General features: G+C 56.2%; 12 protein-coding genes. 8 read left to right on the forward strand and 4 right to left on the reverse strand.

What is annotated here, in order from left to right:
* The first annotated feature begins 11 nt into the window (after window positions 1-11).
* The 3 genes from E1J53_RS14460 (at window position 12) to E1J53_RS14470 (ending at window position 3,550) form a co-directional block, all read left to right on the forward strand.
* Window positions 12-1,040 carry a TlpA disulfide reductase family protein gene (locus tag E1J53_RS14460; RefSeq protein ID WP_134272140.1) on the forward strand — a complete coding sequence of 343 codons (1,029 nt, stop codon included), beginning with the start codon at window positions 12-14 and terminating at the stop codon, window positions 1,038-1,040.
* A 353-nt stretch (window positions 1,041-1,393) separates the two neighbouring features.
* Window positions 1,394-2,791: a Gfo/Idh/MocA family protein gene (locus E1J53_RS14465; RefSeq protein ID WP_134272141.1), complete on the forward strand. Its 1,398-nt coding sequence runs from the start codon at window positions 1,394-1,396 to the stop codon at window positions 2,789-2,791.
* A gap of 15 nt (window positions 2,792-2,806) precedes the next feature.
* Window positions 2,807-3,550, forward strand: coding sequence for an aspartyl/asparaginyl beta-hydroxylase domain-containing protein (locus E1J53_RS14470; protein WP_134272142.1), 744 nt, complete (start codon window positions 2,807-2,809; stop codon window positions 3,548-3,550).
* Between the two features lie 12 nt (window positions 3,551-3,562).
* On the opposite strand, the gene E1J53_RS14475 is transcribed toward E1J53_RS14470, so the two are convergent.
* From E1J53_RS14475 to E1J53_RS14490, 4 genes are all read right to left on the reverse strand, one after another.
* Window positions 3,563-4,780, reverse strand: a complete 1,218-nt coding sequence (locus E1J53_RS14475) for a glycosyltransferase (RefSeq protein ID WP_134272143.1) — start codon at window positions 4,778-4,780, stop codon at window positions 3,563-3,565.
* Window positions 4,734-6,005, reverse strand: coding sequence for a sugar isomerase (locus tag E1J53_RS14480; RefSeq protein ID WP_134272144.1), 1,272 nt, complete (start codon window positions 6,003-6,005; stop codon window positions 4,734-4,736). Before E1J53_RS14480 ends, E1J53_RS14475 begins: the two co-directional genes overlap by 47 nt.
* A gap of 9 nt (window positions 6,006-6,014) precedes the next feature.
* Window positions 6,015-6,350: an STAS domain-containing protein gene (locus tag E1J53_RS14485; RefSeq protein WP_134272145.1), complete on the reverse strand. Its 336-nt coding sequence runs from the start codon at window positions 6,348-6,350 to the stop codon at window positions 6,015-6,017.
* Window positions 6,351-6,595: 245 nt separating this feature from the next.
* Window positions 6,596-7,408: a glycosyltransferase gene (locus tag E1J53_RS14490; protein WP_134272146.1), complete on the reverse strand. Its 813-nt coding sequence runs from the start codon at window positions 7,406-7,408 to the stop codon at window positions 6,596-6,598.
* Window positions 7,409-7,600: 192 nt separating this feature from the next.
* On the opposite strand from E1J53_RS14490, the gene E1J53_RS14495 reads away from it, so the two are divergent.
* The 5 genes from E1J53_RS14495 (at window position 7,601) to E1J53_RS14515 (ending at window position 18,031) form a co-directional block, all read left to right on the forward strand.
* Window positions 7,601-10,609, forward strand: a complete 3,009-nt coding sequence (locus E1J53_RS14495) for a hypothetical protein (protein ID WP_134272147.1) — start codon at window positions 7,601-7,603, stop codon at window positions 10,607-10,609.
* Window positions 10,602-11,861, forward strand: coding sequence for a hypothetical protein (locus E1J53_RS14500; protein WP_134272148.1), 1,260 nt, complete (start codon window positions 10,602-10,604; stop codon window positions 11,859-11,861). Before E1J53_RS14495 ends, E1J53_RS14500 begins: the two co-directional genes overlap by 8 nt.
* Window positions 11,851-13,434, forward strand: a complete 1,584-nt coding sequence (locus E1J53_RS14505; protein ID WP_134272149.1) for a cellulase family glycosylhydrolase — start codon at window positions 11,851-11,853, stop codon at window positions 13,432-13,434. Before E1J53_RS14500 ends, E1J53_RS14505 begins: the two co-directional genes overlap by 11 nt.
* Before the next feature lie 161 nt (window positions 13,435-13,595).
* On the forward strand, window positions 13,596-15,665 hold the full coding sequence (locus tag E1J53_RS14510) for a tetratricopeptide repeat protein (RefSeq protein WP_134272150.1): 2,070 nt from the start codon (window positions 13,596-13,598) through the stop codon (window positions 15,663-15,665).
* Between the two features lie 65 nt (window positions 15,666-15,730).
* A complete protein-coding gene (locus E1J53_RS14515; protein WP_134272151.1) occupies window positions 15,731-18,031 on the forward strand; it encodes a T9SS type A sorting domain-containing protein in 2,301 nt (766 codons plus the stop codon).
* Window positions 18,032-18,045: the final 14 nt, after the last annotated feature.

Genomic DNA, 18,045 nt, shown 5'->3' on the forward strand with positions numbered 1-18,045 from the left:
CAACCACCTCCTTGAGAATCTTACTTTCCGCAGTTTTTTGCCTGGCCATTTTTGCCTGCGCCCCGGAAGATCCCGTCGATCCGACTTACCACATTTCCGGTGCGGTGAACGGTGATTATTCCGGTAACATTTACCTCAGCTACGGTGACTTCCGGGACACCGCCGAGGTAGTGGATGGAGCCTATACCTTTACGGGCTCGGTGGACAAGCCCGTGCAGGCCTGGCTCACCCTCGAACCACCGGCTAACGTCGCCTGGATTTACCTGGAAAACGGAGAGATTTCCGTGGTCGGAGACTTCTGGACTTCCGAACAGAACAACGAAACGTATAATATTTACAATCTCAAGAGCATCGAGGGCTCGGTGGCTCAGCGGGTACTGGATGAATTCAGCGACTTTGTGAAGGAACACCGTGATTCTTCCCTCTACCCGGACCTTCTCTACGAGCGACTCAATACTCTCGTGGATGCGCACCCGGAAAATTCCGTGGTGGGTAAACTTCTGGCCGATCAGTGTGCCGGAAGCAGCGTCCTGTCCTTTCCGCAGCTGGAACAACTGGCGGCCAAATTGGATACGGCGCACCAGCAGGCCGGGGATCTGAAGATGATTCGAACCGGATTGACGGCCATGGGGAAATACCAGGTAGGGAAACCCTTCCCAGCCTACGCCGATTTGCCGGCCCATCATCCGGTTACGCCCAATCCATCGGCCTCCCTGACCCTGGTTGATTTCTGGGCGTCCTGGTGCGGTCCCTGCCGGAAGAAGCACCCCGAAATGGTGGCGCTGGCGACGGAGGCGGCCAATCAGCTCCAAATCATCGGCATTTCCATTGACGAGGACCGGGAAGCCTGGGAGAAAGCCATTCGGGAAGACGGACTGCCCTGGCTCAATTTATTGGACGATGAACAAATCCTTCAGGAGGAGATGGGAATACAGGTCATCCCCTTCAACTATCTGCTCGATCGGGAGGGCATCATTCAGGCCGTTAACCTCAGCCTGGAAGAAGTTACTTTGTTTCTGGATGACCAAACGCCATCTTAGGTTACTGGTAAATTGACAATCAACTTCGAGGGTTAGGGAAAAAATAATTTGATACAGGTGTAACAAACTGAATTTCCCCTAAATTAAGGGGCAGTTCACCTTACACACTATATCATGTCCGAAAATCGCAATCGCCCGTTTGTCTGCGTCGCCTGTATCACCTTTTTTCCCCTGGTTTACGTTTTTGGTACCCTAATCAGAATGGCGCTGGGGTAAAAGCGGTCCCTGACCGAAACCTTACCCCATACCAGTAGACGTCAGTGACACTGGCGCAGGAAGTTTGACATTTATCCTGTGGTCGATTTGGGGGGAGCGGGGTCGAAGTGTATTTTACCCTCAAGTAAATGCACATTATGGCTCGTCTGGATCGCAGAAAATTCCTGAAAAAATCTACGCTTGGGGCTGCCGCCCTGGCGGCGGGTGCCCGATTGGCGGGACAGTCCGATACTCCTTCGTCACGTCCACAGAACGCCCAGTACATGGGGGATTTTGCGGCACCTCCGATAGAAAAAATCCGTGCGGCCTTCATCGGGGTGGGGGCCCGTGGGGGCTACCACCTGCAATTCTTTGCGGGGCTACCCGGCACGGAAGTGGTGGCCATCAGTGACCTGTATGAGGACAACGTCATGAAATGGAAGTCCGTTGCCGGTAAAACCGGGGAGCCCGGACAGCACGCCAACGTGGAAACCTATCACGGAGAGGAAGACCTCTGGCGTACGATGCTGCGAGAGGTAAAACCGGACGTGGTATTCATCTCTACCAACTGGCACAACCACGCCCCGATGGCGATCGCCTCGATGGAAGCCGGCGCTCATGCCTTTGTGGAAGTGCCCATTGCCGTGACCCTCGATGAGATGTGGCAAATCGTGGATACTTCGGAACGCACCCGCAAGCACTGCATGATGATGGAGAACGTCAATTACAGTCGGGATGAGTTGATGTTCCTGAACATGTGCCGGCAGGGGCTGTTGGGGGACTTACTCCACGCCGAGGCCGCCTACATCCACGAATTGCGTTGGCAGATGGCGGAGGAGGAGCGTGGAACGGGCTCATGGCGGACCCATCACTACGCCAAAAGGAACGGTAATCTTTATCCTACCCACGGACTGGGGCCGGTCGCCCAGTACATGAACCTGGGGCGGGGAGAGGATACCTTCGGTAGCCTGGTGTCCTTCTCGACGCCGGCCCTGGGCCGGCAGGCCTACGCCAAGAAGAATTACCCGGAAGATCATAAGTGGAATGCCCTGGATTTCAAGGGGGGAGATTTGAACACTTCCATCATTAAGACCCAGCTCGGACGAACCATTATGGTACAGTGGGACGAAACCAGCCCCAGGCCCTATTCCCGGCTGAACCTCATCCAGGGAACCAAAGGAGCCCTGGCCGGATTTCCGACCCGGGTGGCCCTGGAGGGAGGCGTTATGGGGATTACGGAAGACCACCATCGTTGGGTGCAGGGAGAGAAGCTGGCGGCGGTCTACGAAAAATACGATCACCCCCTCTACAAGCGACTGAACGATAAGACCAGAAACAGTGGCCACGGAGGAATGGACGGTATGATGATGTACCGGATTGTGGAATGCCTTCAGCAAGGCCAACCCCTGGACCAGAACGTATATGAGGGCTGCCTGTGGAGCGCGGTGGCCCCGCTGAGTGAACGATCGGTGGCCAGCGGGGGGGCTCCGCAACCCTTCCCGGATTTCACCCGGGGTAACTGGGTGGATACCCAGCCGCTGAGCATCATCTCCTAGCGTAAAGCCCAGAGCATGGAATCGATTATCGTCAGGGCGACTCCCTTTTTGCGACTGCCATATCAGTTTGACGTGGCCAGAATGGTGTCCGAACTGGATGACCTGTTGCGTCTTGACTGGAAGGCTCACTACAACGAAGAGTGCTTTTCCGGAAGTTGGCGGGGCATTTCTTTCCTTTCCCCTTCCGGCCAATTTCAGGACATTACGCTCGGTAACCCGAACGTGGAGGAGCCACTAAAGGCTACCGAGTTATTGGACCGGTGCCCCTATTTCGCTTCCGTATTGTCCACCTTTAAGTGTACGCTGACCAGTGCGAGGCTGCTTTGGCTTCGTCCGGGAGCCATCATCAAGGAGCATTCCGACGGGCAGATGGGCTACGAGGACGGCAACTTTCGGCTCCATATTCCGGTCAAAACGAACGATGGGGTAGAGTTTGTGCTGGCGGGAGAGCAATTGGTAATGGAACCGGGTAGCTGCTGGTATACCAACGTCAATCACCTGCACCGGGTCGTCAACCGTGGCACTACCGATCGGGTGCACCTGGTAATTGATGGTCTGAGAAATTCCTGGACCGATGAGCTGTTCTTTTCCCTGGCCCCGAAGGAAGAGCTGTTGGCCTCGCCGTCCTATCCGGTCCGTTCGGCCGACCGAGAACGGGTTCTGGAGCAATTGCGTCTTATGGGCGGTCCCCATCAGGACGAGATCATCGAGCAGCTGTTGGCTTCCTGGGAGGATTCCACTGATCGGCGAAATGCCTGAGAAGATTAGGTGCTAGTACGCCAGGGCGGGCACCGGCTGGAAAGCCGGTGCGGGCATCAGGTTTTCGAAGTGCAGCAGGTACCAGTCGGCGATGTCGGCCATCGGCAGGCCGGCGGAAGCTGCGTAGTTTTTCTGGGCAAGGTCCAGAATCTGATCCTCGTTTTCGAGCAGCTTCTGAATGGCGTCGGCCAGGCTTTCCACGGATCCGGGCTGGAAGAACTCTCCGGCGTATCCTTCCTCTTCAATCAGCGTCTTCAGGTCGCCGATGTTGGGCAGGATGCAGGCGCAGCCGTAGCTGCCCGCCTGGTGAAGTACGCCGGAACTTCCGGTGGTACTCGTGTAGGGGAATACCGTGATGGCGCTATCACCAAATACCGTCGGGACGTCCTCTTCGGCCACGTAGCCCGTAAAGCGAATCTGGTCCACTTTAGCGTATTGCTGCTTGATCTCCTCGAGGTATCCGACGCGGTTGGGGGAGTCCGTACCGGCGATAACGATTTCAATGTTCTCGTCGGTGCGGCTGCGCACGAGCTCGACGGCTTCAATCATTTCTTCCACCTTTTTGTAGGTGCCGAATTTCCCGAAGGCCATGATCTGCCGCGGTCCGGCCGGGAGCCGGAAATCGGGCGTTTCGGTGGTCTCAAAGGTGCCGTGGGGAACCAGGGCCACGTTCTTGGCGCCGTACTTCTTCTCCAGGATGTTGACGTACTTGGAGATGGTTACCGTGAGCAAATTGGACTGCAGCAGAATGAACGTCAGCAGGGTCCCGATCAGGCCAAAGATGGATTGCAACAGACGGTTATTCGTGATTCCTGCGGAGGAAAGGTCTACCGTTTCGGTCAGGTTGTGCAGCAGCACCACCGAAGGGACGCCCATCAGGCGACAGAAGAGGGGCGTGAGGAGTCCTAATCCTGCCGCCAGCTTTTTATCTCCGAAGGAGAGGAAGTGAATATTAAAGAAGGCAACGTCGGCTTTGGAGGTCCTAACTGCTTTGAGGATCTTGAATAGATTACTCAGGCTGTTGAATTTCCAAACGTCCTGCAGGTTCACCGGAACTTTTCCCTCGGGAATCTCGTACTGTTCGCCTTCCGGGAGCTGGTCCGTAATCAGGACAATTTCTTCAATCTGTTCCTTTTCCCGGAACTGTGCCACCAGGTGGTAGGCATATTCATTGAGGGTACCCTTACTTGGTGGATAGGGTGAGATAAGGGCGATTTTTTGCTTGTGCATCTTCTCGTTGTTTAAGGGCATGAACCACCGTCATGGTGAGGAAGAGTCCTCCCATCAGGATGATCTGCAGGTATATGATGGAAATAATACTGTCGTGGAAATAGGAGATCAGAATGATCTGCAGGATTCCCGTTATGCCCGAGAGCACCACGGGGAGGTAGTAGTTCAGGGATAGGTAGTAGTAGGCGAAGACGTTCGCGCAGGCGAACAGGGTTGTCGCCAGGGCATAGAGCCAGAGCACCTGGCCAATGCTGTGAAACGCTTGTCCGAAAAGCAGGTGGACAATCAGATCCGAAGCCCCGAAGCAGGTCATCGTGATGACCACGCCCATCGTCATCACGATGAGCAGGGAGCGGTAGAACAGGTGGCGGTGGGGCTCACCGGCTTTCTCGGCCTGGATTACCTTGGGAAAAAGCAGCGTTACGACCGACCAGGTGGCAAAAAATACCACCCGTCCAATGAGCGCCAGCGCTGCGTACAGTCCGGCTTCTTCGGCATTAAAGTAATGCTTTACCAGAATGACGTCACTGTGACTGATGAGAATCTGACTGAGTTCATAGGCTCCCATCACCAGGATAAAGTTGATCATCCCGCGACGGAGCTTCCGGGAAGGAAGCCCGGTGGGGAGTGATTTCTCCAGTTTGAAGGTGGGCACGTAAGCCGCCACAAAGGCGGCCAGGAAACCCAGGGTAACCGCCAGCGTAGCCCAGTCGCCGCCCAGGGTGATGAGCAGACCGATGAGTAGGCAGGTGATGACCAGCCGGCCAAGCATTTCCAGTAGGTAGCTGGCGGCCAAGCGGCCAAATTGAAGATCGCCCTGCAGCAGTCCCCGCCCAACGCTCATCCGCAGGTAGAGGGGGATGGCGGGTGCGAGCACCAGAAAGGGGACGACCGAGCTGAACTGAAGGTAGTCCCGGAGAATTTCGCTGCCCAGCACCATCACCAGACTAATGACCGTACCCACCAGGGTGGCCCGGTGGAGCAGCCACTTTTTAAACCCGGCTGCGGAATCCTGTGCGCCAAACTTGGCGGCCGTGAGCTGAAAGCCCAGGGCCACGAAGGACAGCATCAGCACGCCGGTGGCCAGTACGCCAGCCTCCGCGAAGGCTTCGGGTCCAAGGATGCGCCCTAGGAGCAAGTTGATCAGGTAATTCCCGGCGTTCACCACCACAATGGCGGCAAACAGTAGCGTCGAGGCGGGGATGGTGAGGTTGCGAATCTTCATGACCGGAGATTAGGCGGCTTGCATTCTGCGAATCGGCAGGCAAGTGTGCAGTTTCGTCAGGTTGATGAGTTCATCCAGGGGACTGGTTTCTGACAGGATCAGGCTCAGTTGCCGCTGGCGTTGCCGCATCTCACGGGCAATGACCGTAAGGGCGTTCAGGCCCGCTAGGTCAAATTTTTCGATCTCCCTCAGGTCGATAATCAGGGGCTGAGGACGGTTGCGGAGGGTCTCGAGGATGCCCTTCTTGAAGTTGATGGCCTCCAGGCCGCTGAGGTTACCACTCAGGCGCAGCATGCTCACTTCGCAGGGACCGGAAAGGGTAAGTTCTATTTGTAGCGTTGACATTGGTCAATGGTTTTTTTTTGAAAGGTGGCGCTCCCGAAGGAGCGCCACTGAGACAGGTCTATTTGCAAAAATGAGAGTGTGGTTTACAGCCACAGTTTTGAGAGAGACACACAATTGAACAGTTAGATCTTGGGGAGCTTTCTCCCTTTGTTGACACAAATCTATCGCCGGAAATAGCCGGCCCGAGGAATTCTCGATGAATGGTAGACCGCTGCCGTTTTTTGGCAGAATCGCCCGTTTTTTGGTTAGAGCAGGTTCAGGCTGGCCCGCAGGCGGTACGACCAGCGGTTGATGCGCTGGGGAGACAGCGTCAGGGCCGGACGCAGATCATAGGCCAGGAAGATTTTCATGAGTTGTACGGGAATCATGACCGAGTCCTTCAGGGTGAGTTTGGAGCCCTCAACGTGGACCCACTCCCGCAGCGGCTGTTCGTGAATCCGGTACATGATGTTACGGCGTCCATACTGCTTCCGGGCCCGGATGAACAACTCCACGTCGAAGAGCCACCGCGTCACGAATCCTTGCCGGAAACAGCTGCGGGCCAGATCGGCATCAAACACCTTGGCGCCGCACTGGGTGTCCTGCACGGGAAGGCGGAGGATGGCGCGGATCATGGTGCCCGCTACGCCACTGGCGATGGTGCGGAACAGTGACCGGTCCACCTTACTGTCTTCGCTGATCTTGCGGGAACCGAAAACCAGTTTCTTCGGACCGGTCGGGGACCGCAGAATGTCCACCAGCGTGGCGTAATCTTCAAAGCTGGTCGACAGGTCGGCATCCATGAAGCCGACGTTGTGGATTTTTGGATCGGCCACCAACCGTAAAGTGCCGGCCCGTACGGCTTCCGCCTTTCCCCGGTTGCGGGGCATATCGTGCACGATTACCCGTTCGGGGTACAGTTGTTGAAATTGCTGGAGCTCCTCCAGGGTGCTGTCCGTGCTGCCGTCATTAACGAAACACAGTTGAAACGGGGCATTATTGTTCAGGAATTCCGCGAAGGCGTCGAAGCGTAAACGTTTGGCTTCATTGTAGCAGGGGATGACGATTCCGTTAATCATAATTGGATCATTTGCTCACAAATTTGCCGTGAGTCAATGCCCGGAATCGCCGTAATTCGATGTTCTGTCCCTTCCTCCCTGTAATTGGAGAGATTGCTTCTTTTTTTGGTTTTTTCCGGCTTTGGGGCCGTTTCGCGGCCGCTTCCGGCCGAATTATTTGTAATACTTTAGCCCCTGATCGTAAGCAATTCTATGTCCCGGAACATTCGTAAGTACTACTATTTGGCCCTGTTTGGTGGCCTGGTGCTTCACGGAGGAACGTTACTGTTCACCTTCGAGGGGACTTACGATGCCTTCGTCCATTTGTTCTTTGCGGACCACTACGCTTCCCACTGGTTCGAGACCTGGAACTACCAGTGGTACACGGGCTTTACGGTTACGAGTTACCCGCCCCTGGTGCATCACGTCATTGCGCTCCTGTCAAAAGTCGTCGGCCTCAAGGCCGGATTTTTGCTTTGGTCCTTTTTTGTCATTCTGGTCTTCATCCGCGGAGTGTTTCAGTTTTCTCGCATCTGGGTGGGGGAGGAAGCGGCGGCCTATGCCGCTATCCTGGCCGTGTTTTCTACTTCCTTCGGCGAGGCACTACACATCTTCGGCCAGCTGCCCAGCATTACCGGGGTAGCTTTTTTGCTGAATGCCTGTCCGGAACTCTACGCCTGGTTACGCCACGATGAGCGCTGGCGCTTATTTACCGGCCTGTCGATCCTGGCCATCACCAGCTCCGCTCATCACGTCACGACCATTTTCGGCATGGTCTTTTTCGTTCTGCCCACCCTCGGCCTGGCGGTAATGAATCGCGCCGCGGATCGGTCGGGGGACGATGATATTCACTTTCGGGATATTTTCGCGGAGGTGATCCGGGTGTTGCCCCGGGCCGTATTTTTCGGAATCGCGGTCATCACCATCACCGCCATCGTAATATTCCCTTACTGGTACTGGTCTAAATCCGATCCCATCACCCAGGTTTCCATCCCCCACGGCTCCCGGGATAACTTCCTGGAGGTCACCTCCTCCGGGCTGGTTTTCTTCCTGATTCCCTGGGGCATGATGCTCTTTTTCCTGCCCTTCCTGTTTCGGGAATTGTTCCGCAAGCGGAATATTTTCCTGGGGCTCAGCATCGGGCTGGCCTTCCTGCTGGGGACGGGAGGAACGACGCCCCTGCCCCGAATGATGCTCGGGGAGACGGCCTTCAACATCCTCACCCTTGATCGCTTCACCTACTGGGCCTCCCTGCTATCCCTGCCTTTCTGGGGCTACTTTTTTTATCATTTGGCCGAAGGCAGGTGCCGGGAATATCTGGTACGGCAATGGGGCCGGGTAATCCACGGGCTTTGCCTGGCTTTTTTTATCGGGGGCACGGTCATCTCGGCACTGGTAGTGGTAAATTTTCAGAACTTCCGGGCCACGCAACCCACGGCCATCGACATGGACCCCATCGTCAGCTTTCTGGAACGCGACCAGCACCACAAGTGGCGCTTTCTCACCCTCGGGTTTGGCGACCAGATGGCCTGGCTTTCCTCCCAGACCGATGCCCTGAGCGTAGACGGAAACTACCATTCCGTGCGCCGCCTTCCGGAGCTGACCTCCCGGGCGGTCGAGCGATTAGAGAACGCCAAGTATCTCGGAGCTGACGGCATCAGCTCCCTGCAGCAATTCCTCACGGTTCCGGAAAAATATCACCTCAAGTACATTTTCTCGAACGACAAGTTTTACGACCCCCTGCTCTTCTTTTGCGGCTGGAACCGGGTGCAGCAGCTAGAGAATAATATCGTCATTTGGGAGAAGCCGGATATTCCTACGCTTCCTTCCGTGCTGCCCAGGAAGAACCAATCCAGTGTTCACCGGCTGATGTGGGGCATCTTGCCCATCAGTTGCCTCCTTTTCGGGCTGCTCCTGAACGTCGTGGTGCGGCTGCGCTTCGGGTCACTCATGGAAAAGCAGGTTGTTCTTCCCCGCGGGGAACGGCAGCTCTGGACCGTCAACCTGATTTGGGCCGTCCTGCTCTTTGCGGTCGTCAGCGGGACTTCGTTGGTTGCCGCCTACCAGCATTATGATCACGCCACCCCCGAGCAATTAATCGATGCTTATTTTGGTCATCTTGACTTCAAGCGATTCCAGGCGGCCCACCAGTGTTTTGACCCGGATAACCGTCCGAGTCTGGAGCAGTACCTGCTCGAGTTATCGGTTGAGGGCGGTATTCTGTCTTCCTACGCAAAACTTGATACTCTGGAAGTGGAGTGGTTGCCTACCGAAGGTGCTGAAGAAAAACACGCCATGGTTACCGCCACCTGGCTCACGGCGATTCGCACTTATCGGTCGGTGCACGATATTCAGCTGGTTCGTCGGGGACTGCGGTGGTATCTCCGCCCTTTCACGCTGGAGCAACGTACTCCTCCCGACCAGTTCGTTCGCTTACCTAGCGTGGACTTTCACTCCCAGGGAAAACGCCGCACGGTGGCCACCACGGTGGAGAAACGAGACGTTCGGGACCGCCCCGACGTATATGTCCTGTCGGCAGCACTGGTCAATGGCGGTGGCACTTTTGCCGTTACCGGGCAGATCCTGAACGTGGATAATGACCCCGCCTACCTGACGGTAGAGGCTACCGTATACGATAGTCTGGGGCAGGAAATCGGGCGGTACAATGCCCGCGATGTTGTGCAGCACATCCTGTACCCGAAAGAACATACGGGCTTCCGGGTGGACGTGGAGGAAGGAATGCTCGACGCCGGAGCCGTTCCCGCGAGCTTCGACCTATCGGTTAGGTCCATGGTCGCTGCGAACGAAACCTATAAACGCACGGGCGTGCAGGGGCTCCGACTGGACCAGGACCGCCGCTTGCACGGAGAATTGCTCAATTATGGTGCCCGACAAATCATCGTCCCGCAGGGCATCATCAACTATTACGATCAGGGGGGAGATATGGTCTGGGCCGACGCTTTTTTTCTGGAGGGCGGCATCCGTCCCCAGCGGCGAAAAGCTTTCACCTTTTCCCTAAAGGACTTAACGGACTTCCGCATCGTCCAACGGGGAAATGATGACCGGCTGCGGGTAAACGGTGTGTCCCGGCGGGCATACCGGGAAGCCCTGAACTTTCCCGCTTCACCGGACGCCTACCGTCGGCATACCTTCCGCCTTCCGGGCGAAGGCTCGCTTGACCTGAGCATAACGGCACAAATGGCAAGCTTCAGTGATGAGTAGGTGGAAGATCAACATACTGGGATTACTACTCCTGAGCGGGCTGCTGGGTTGCCGGGGCGGGGAGCCTTCCCCGGAAGACATCCCCACGGTGGTGGCCGAATTTGTCAATGCCCCCCGGGGATTATCCGTTGGCACACCACTGTCCGTAACTGCCCGGGGAAGCGGGGTGGAACATTCGTTGCTTACCTGGACCAATGTGTTCGGGATCCGGGTAATCCCCGGGGGTAGCCTGAAGGCTGAAGGAGAAATTTACGCATGGCCAATCCCCGAGGATTTGCTGCGGGTTGCGGGAAAGGTGGATCTGGTCCTGGCGCATAACGGAAGCGTGTTGGCTACCCACAATCTGCTTATCCGCCCTGGCCCCCCGACGGGGATTATGGAGACCTACGTCGGCCCCAAAACCCTGGTGGTCAACAGTGAGCAACCGGCCATGATGATCACCGTACCCCTGGATACCTTCGGCAATCCGGTGGACAATCAACGGTCGGTGACGCAGCAAGTGAAGTATCCCGGTCGGGAAACGATCTCTCGGGAACTGCGAACGACCAATCTCGTGAGCAGCTACGAACTGGCCGCGGGTCCCCAAACGGGCAAGATATTGCTGGCCGCTTCGGCGGACGCTTCCCGGACGGTAGAAGAGAACATTGAACTGACTCCCGCCTGGCCCGAAACCACCGTGATCCAACTCGATCAGTTCTATCCCTTTGCCGACAGTCGCCAGGAATACTGGGTGAGCACTGCGCCCGTGATGGACGTATACGGCAACCCCGTGGCCGACGGCACGGTAGTAGAATTTGTCTTGCGCAACGGAGACGGAAGTTTGTACGGAAAGTATCGTGCCTTTACCACCGGAGGGGTCGCGCAGGCTCATCTACTGAATCCGGTAGCGCCGACCAACTTGCGGTTATCGGCCAACGTACCGGGCGGCGCAACGTCCAACAGTTTGGCGCTGGAGTTTGCCGCCTACGTGACGCAGATGCCCTTCCGGGTCGAACCCGATGCGAGAAGGGTTGAGGTAGGTCCCCTGGGGGCGGTCATGGGGCAGGTGGTTGGCGATGATTTGCCGGTGTCACTGCAAATAGCGGGAGGTGGGCAGCAATATGCTGCGGAAAAACTGACCTACGAGGGCCAATGTACCTTTGAGCTTCCCGCCAATCTTCCTCCCGGTGAGTACACCGGCGAGCTACGCGCGGGAGGACTGATCAAACCCCTCCGGATAACCCTGACAGAAATCCCGCGGAATGGATTCTAGAGCAAGAAATATTGCGGGGCGAAGGACCCTGATGGCACTGGGCACGGCCCTGTTGCTGGCCCTCACCATCTGGGTAATGAGTATGGTGCTGGTGTACTTCCGAAGTGGGGCCACCTGGGGAATCCCTTTTGGACAATCGGGCAGTTATCTACTGGAATTTTCTCCGGTGACCACCTGGGTGGATACGGTGCCGGAAAACGGAGAGCCCCGGCCGGGAAACTACGTGCTGCGGGAAATCAAGGAGGAGTATCTCCGGGCCTGGTCCGCGCTAAATCTGGCGACGGTCCAGCGGGATTCTGCCCTGCTGAAGGACCATTTTGCGGAGAATTTATGGCCATCCTTAAACCTTATGCTGGCGGCGGAAGAAGACTATACCGTTGAGCAGGTTGACCTGAACCACGCCCTGGACCTGCACACCATTGCCTTCGATAAGCAGACGGTGGCGCTGAAGGACGTGGGCGTCAAGGTTGTCCGGGAGGTCCGGGATTCTGAGACCCAAAGCCTGCTCCATCGCGCCCAGGATACGGCTGACTACGAGGTGGTCATGACTCTTGATGATGGCCGCTGGCGTATCCGCCACTGGCGGAAAAACGTGGCGTCTGCTCCGATGGCTCAGCAGGACTCCCTAACTGGTCCGGTAACCCTCGACGGTCAGTCCTTTTACCTGAACGGCAATCGGTTTGAGCCCCAAGGCATCAACTACTACGCGCAGGATGCGGCCTGGTTTGAGTTCTGGGAAGCATATGATCCGGGTACGGTGCGGGAGGACCTGGCCATCATTCGCGGCCTCGGATTTAATGTGGTCCGGATTTTTGTGCAGTATGAATTGTTCGGCGGGGCGGAGGTACTTCCTGGCGAATTAGCCAAACTCCGGGACCTGCTGGACGCCGCTGAGGACCAGGGAGTCATGGTTATGGTCACGCTTTTCGACTTTCTGCCGGAATACCGATTGCTGCACTACGGAGCACACGAAAGGCACTTACGGAGCATCATTCTGGAGCTCAGGGATCACCCGGCACTTTTTGCGTGGGACCTCAAAAACGAACCCGACCTGGATTTCGAACGACAGGGGCGGCGTAACGTAATCAACTGGCTGGACTACATGCTGGGGCGGGTTCGGCATTACGATGGCGGGCACCCCGTAACCATTGGTTGGTCTACCGCCGGGGAAGCTGATTTACTGTCTGCGGGTGTCGACTTCCCGTCCTTCCACTACTACGAGGCCATTGATGACCTGCCCGCAGTGCTTGAAAACGTAAAGGAGAAAGTGCCCGGACGACCCATTATGGTGAGTGAGTTCGGAATGTCAACCTATAACCCGTTCTGGTTCCCCTACGGTCACTCCCGGGAGGATCAGGCCGTCTATTACCGGCGGGGACTGGAGGTTATGCAGCAAACTCCCGGAGTAAGTTTTGCCTGCTGGACCCTGTATGATTTCCCGCGATTGCCCGATGGAGTATTCAGCGGGCCTTTCTGGCGTAAACGGATACAACAGCGCTTCGGGTTGCTGGAAGACCGGCAACACGAGAAGCCCGCTGCCCAGGTGGTCCGGGAAGAGCTGACGGTGGAATGAGGTGGGGAACGGGCAGGAAATTATGCGTTTGGCAGCAGAAATTCTGAGTTTGGGCCAATGGCTTCGTTTTTTGGTTATTGAGGGCGGTTAACTGGTTGTTCCGCTGCAATCGGAGCCAATAAGTGCCGGTAGTTTTGTGGACGTATCCGCAAGACACTAGCATGAAACCTTTCATTTTTCTTTTCGCATTTACCCTGATTTACTCGGGTTTATTCGCTCAGCTTGCGCTGGAGCCTGGCTTCGCGATGCTGGAAGCCGGCGAGGTAGCGGAGGCCGAAACCTTCTTTGGTGAGGTCCTTCGAAAGGAGCCCGATAACCTGACGGCCAACATCTGTTACGGCCGGGCGGTTGGGCTTAATGGTCGGGCAGACGTAGCCGTTGACCGATTCAAAAAGCTGCGGGAGGTACATCCGGAGAACCTGGAAGTGGCCCTGAACCTGGCGGAAGCTTTCATGTGGAAAAAGGATTACGGTACTGCGGTTACGCATTACGAAGAACTCATCGCTTCCCACCCCGATAATTTTACGGCGATTCTGGGGGGCGCTAACGCCCAGGCTTCGGTCAGGAACTACCCACAGGCGTGGCACCTGATTGGTCGGGCACTGCACCTGCGTCCTCGCCATGAAAGTGCGTTGCGATCACGAAAATTTATCCTGTTCGGGCGAGCGGGAAAGGCAAAGGAAGACTGGAATTATCGGGCGGCGCACCGCATTCTCGATTCCCTGGAGTTGCTCTATCCGGGGGAGTTGAATACCCTGCTTATTCGGGGTGACGTCTTGCTAGCGGAGCAAAAGATTGGGGCCGCCGCCCGGCATTTTTCTACCATGGTTGCGGACAGCACGGCGCTCGACCGCGCCTACGGAGGATTGTCCTACACCAGTATGCTGAAGCGGCAGAAAAAACAGGCCATCAAGTTTGCCCGTTTGGCCCTGGAGCATCATCAGGGGGACGACGTATCTCCACAGCTGCAACTGGTCAACGCCCTGGGTTTTGCGGGGCGGTTCAGGGAAGCTTTTGCCCTGCTGGATTCATTGGAAAGTACCACCGAGGCACTGGAAAAGGTCCGCCTCGCCCGGGCCAGGATGCTGCTCTGGAGCCGGGAAATTCGGGACAGCAAGGGGCTGTATGATTCCCTTCTGCTCGCCACCAAACCTGACTTCGACCTCCTGATGGGGGCGGCGGACGCCCAGCGGGCTAATCACGAGCTGGACCGGGCCATCGACCTGCTGACGGAGGCCAGAAACCTCCGTCCGGAATCACCTGATGCCTTCCGGGTGTGGCGGCAACTGCTGCAGGAGGACCGGCCAACCGTAGCGTTGGGGGCCAATATGTTGGAAGACAACGGTGGAAACCGTGGATTGGGCAAAAACGCCCGGATCACCTTTGCTCGCTACGGGAAATTTCGTCCCCACTTCGGGGTGGATCAGTGGGAAGCCCAGAGTATAAACGGCGATGGCCCTCCCGCCGATCAACTGACCATCGAGGCGGGAGGAAGGTACCGCGTGAACGCCACTACCGAAGCCCGGATAAGTGGAGGAGTGACCAATTTTGCCGTTGCAGATAGCCTGCGGCAATCCGTCCTTCGGGGAGAAGCGGGGGTAAACTTCCGGCTGGGAAAATACCATTCGCTGGACGTAGCCGCGAGTCGTGATCTGCACAACTATACGGCCAGTCTGGTGCGGGCGGGAATATTGCGTAATCACCTGACGGCAACCTACAATTTCTCCAGCCAGGGGCCCCTGGGGCTGTACGCCCAGTACATCCGCACGGCTCAATCGGACGGAAACCAGCGCTCCCTGTTGTTCCTTTCGCTCTACTGGCAGGTCATGGAGTCTCCCTGGCTTAAGGTGGGACTGAACTACAACCAATTTGGGTTCAAAGAACAGGTGCCAAGTCTGTACTTCAGCCCCCGGGCAGCCCGGGGAGCAGAGATTTTCCTGCAGTTGAATAGCGACAAAGCTCCGGGTAAGCGCTTCTTCTTTGATCTCTTGCTGGCTGCCGGGAACCAACGGGTGGAAGAAAATGCTGCAGAAATGGCCGTTCGCGGGAATCTGGACCTGGGCTTCCGGCCCACCCAAACGCTTGAGCTGCTGGCGCAAGCTTCGGTAGGCAATACGGTGCAATCCGTCGCTTCGGGCTACGCTTACCAGCGCTTCGGCCTGGCCTTGCGCTACCACTTGCCCGTAACGAAAAAGCAGAAAAACGGGCTGGATCGGTCAAAAACCGAATAGGGGCAACCAAAAATCGAAAAAAGGGGAATGCCCGGACGGAACCCCCCAATTTTGATGAAAATTAAATGATGAAAAACTCAATTCTCCATACCTGCCTGCTGCTCGTTTTCTTCCTTTTGGGAGCGAGTGATCGTGCTAGTGCGCAGTGTGACGGCTGTAACGTCATGGTTTGTGACGGCAATGCCTGTGACGATGGATCTCCCGCGGACGGCGTGCAGACCTCCCGGAACTGCGGCTGTGGTCAGGAAATCCGGGGAGCGTGTGCCTACGTGGAGATTGACATGACGCTTAACCCTTATTTTGATCCGAACGATCCGTCGTGTAGCCTGATTTTTTCCACCCAGGAATCCGGTAATTTTTCCATCTATTTACTGGAAGCCGGCTGTGACCTGACCGATTGCGGCAATCCCGATTTCGTCATTACCGGTGGCGGAGCCATCAGTGGGTTTCCGAGTTCCGGTCAATTCGAGGTGATGGTTTGTAAGAACGGCGGTAATGCCGGTCGGCGGGACTTTTCCTTCGGGGTTAGTTGTTCCAGCGTGGAAAATTGTCTTAATGCCATCGACGACAATCTGGATGGCTTCATTGACTGCGACGATGCGGATTGTAGCCTGGATACCAATTGCAGTGCCCAGTACACCACCACCTCCAGTGGAGAGGACGGCGGGTTAGAGAGTAACCGTCGGTTATCCCAGAAAATCGCCCGGAGAAATTACCAGCGTAGCCGGAATGCTTCCCCACGGGCAATCAACGTAAACGAACGACTTTTCGAACGCGATCACGAGCGGCTGAAGCGGGGAGTGGTAACCAAATCCAACGACTTTTCGTTAGCGGACTTTATCCCCGAAGGAGCCATCGCGGAAACCCAAACGTACGTGAGTACCCCCGACGATATCGTGGACATCACCAACGCCGTGGAAGTTTTAAGTGTGGATGTGTTCCGCCGGGATCTGAGAGTAGGTTCAGTCTTTGCGACAAAATCTACTGATGGTGTTTATGAGCACACCAAGCTGGTCTGTGACCGGTTGCACGGCGCGAGTATTGATGCCGTGTGGGAGCACCCCATCGGCGGAGACGAAAAATACCTCATTACCCGGTTCTCCCGTGCCGACGGTACCGTAGAATACGCGACGAACTTTTCCTTCTTCCGGTACGCTGACGGATCCTTTCAGGTCGAGAGCCACTGGAACCTTTCGGACTACACGCCGGACATGACTTACGGAAATTTTCAGCTGTGGTCCAATAACCTGGCCAATCTGGAGGCACTCGTGATGGAGCTGAAGGAACTGCTGATGGAGCAGGGTAACGTCAAAGCCTTTCGATTTTCGGAAGCTCCCCGGGTACTCATCAAGCGTATGGATTATCTGGGTGAGGAACTCAGATTGAAAGTCCTGAATCGTTCCGGGGCTAAAGAACTTATCCTGAGTGGAGAATACTTGCCAACGGAGACGGAACAGCCCAACTGGATGTTCGAAACCATTGCCCTAAGTGGGCGGGAGCAGGAGACCGTGACGGTGCCCATCAATGGACTGTACAATGCCGGCCTGAAGGTAAGCACGGACGTAGTGGACGTGGTGTACGACGGGATTTTTGTAGCGGATGGGACCTGGGCGGTAGATTATCCCGTTGGGGGTGCCATGATTTACGACTACGAGGTTTCTCCGGGGAAAACGTCCTGGGAAGAGGGAGAATTTACGGTGGAGCGCAACGTCCACCTCATGGGACAATTGAGGGACTACGTAAATGTGTACCGGTCCTTTAATCCGGCCTTTAGTTCCGTAGACCTTAGCGCCTTCAACGAATTATCCTTCCGGGCCAGTGGAGTGGGAGACCTGACGGTCACCCTGGTTCGCGCCGGCATTCAGGACTGGGATAAGCAAATGAAAACGCGGGTCCGGCTGGAACCGGATGCCCGGGACATTTCCCTGCCCCTCCGGGCCTTTTCAGCCGGCGAAACGGCGGAACTGGACTGGTCGGACGTAACGATGATCGTTTTTACTCAGGAGGGAAACGGTCAGGATCGGCAACAGTTACTCCTGAATATTGAAGAAGCAACCTTCTCGCATAAGGAAGAGCGGTTTTTTGAATTGATGGAAATGGGTTCAGAGGAGTCCTGGGTTTTTCCTAACCCAATGGAAGCTCAGGGCTCCCTCTTTTTCCAGGCGAATACCGCCGGAACCTATCATTTCCAACTTATTGATCCCCGGGGAAGGGTGTTACAATCAAAAACCGGGGCTTGTGCTGCCGGCAATCACCAGATCCTTCTTCAGAATGATGATTACTTGCCGGGGGTATACTACTACCGGGTCAGTTTGTCGGACGGAAATTTGCTTTCCGGAAAGATAATGATGAGTGCCGCTCGCTAGAAGAAATTTTCGGG

The organism is Lewinella sp. W8, from assembly GCF_004375085.3.
Classification (GTDB): domain Bacteria; phylum Bacteroidota; class Bacteroidia; order Chitinophagales; family Saprospiraceae; genus Neolewinella.

Coding starts and splice junctions, on each gene's coding strand:
- E1J53_RS14470 (WP_134272142.1), top strand. CDS start 2,807: ATGGAATCGATTATCGTCAGGGCGACTCCCTTTTTGCGACTGCCATAT.
- E1J53_RS14480 (WP_134272144.1), bottom strand. CDS start 6,005: ATGAAGATTCGCAACCTCACCATCCCCGCCTCGACGCTACTGTTTGCC.
- E1J53_RS14495 (WP_134272147.1), top strand. CDS start 7,601: ATGTCCCGGAACATTCGTAAGTACTACTATTTGGCCCTGTTTGGTGGC.
- E1J53_RS14515 (WP_134272151.1), top strand. CDS start 15,731: ATGATGAAAAACTCAATTCTCCATACCTGCCTGCTGCTCGTTTTCTTC.
- E1J53_RS14510 (WP_134272150.1), top strand. CDS start 13,596: ATGAAACCTTTCATTTTTCTTTTCGCATTTACCCTGATTTACTCGGGT.
- E1J53_RS14505 (WP_134272149.1), top strand. CDS start 11,851: ATGGATTCTAGAGCAAGAAATATTGCGGGGCGAAGGACCCTGATGGCA.
- E1J53_RS14465 (WP_134272141.1), top strand. CDS start 1,394: ATGGCTCGTCTGGATCGCAGAAAATTCCTGAAAAAATCTACGCTTGGG.
- E1J53_RS14500 (WP_134272148.1), top strand. CDS start 10,602: ATGAGTAGGTGGAAGATCAACATACTGGGATTACTACTCCTGAGCGGG.
- E1J53_RS14485 (WP_134272145.1), bottom strand. CDS start 6,350: ATGTCAACGCTACAAATAGAACTTACCCTTTCCGGTCCCTGCGAAGTG.
- E1J53_RS14475 (WP_134272143.1), bottom strand. CDS start 4,780: ATGCACAAGCAAAAAATCGCCCTTATCTCACCCTATCCACCAAGTAAG.
- E1J53_RS14490 (WP_134272146.1), bottom strand. CDS start 7,408: ATGATTAACGGAATCGTCATCCCCTGCTACAATGAAGCCAAACGTTTA.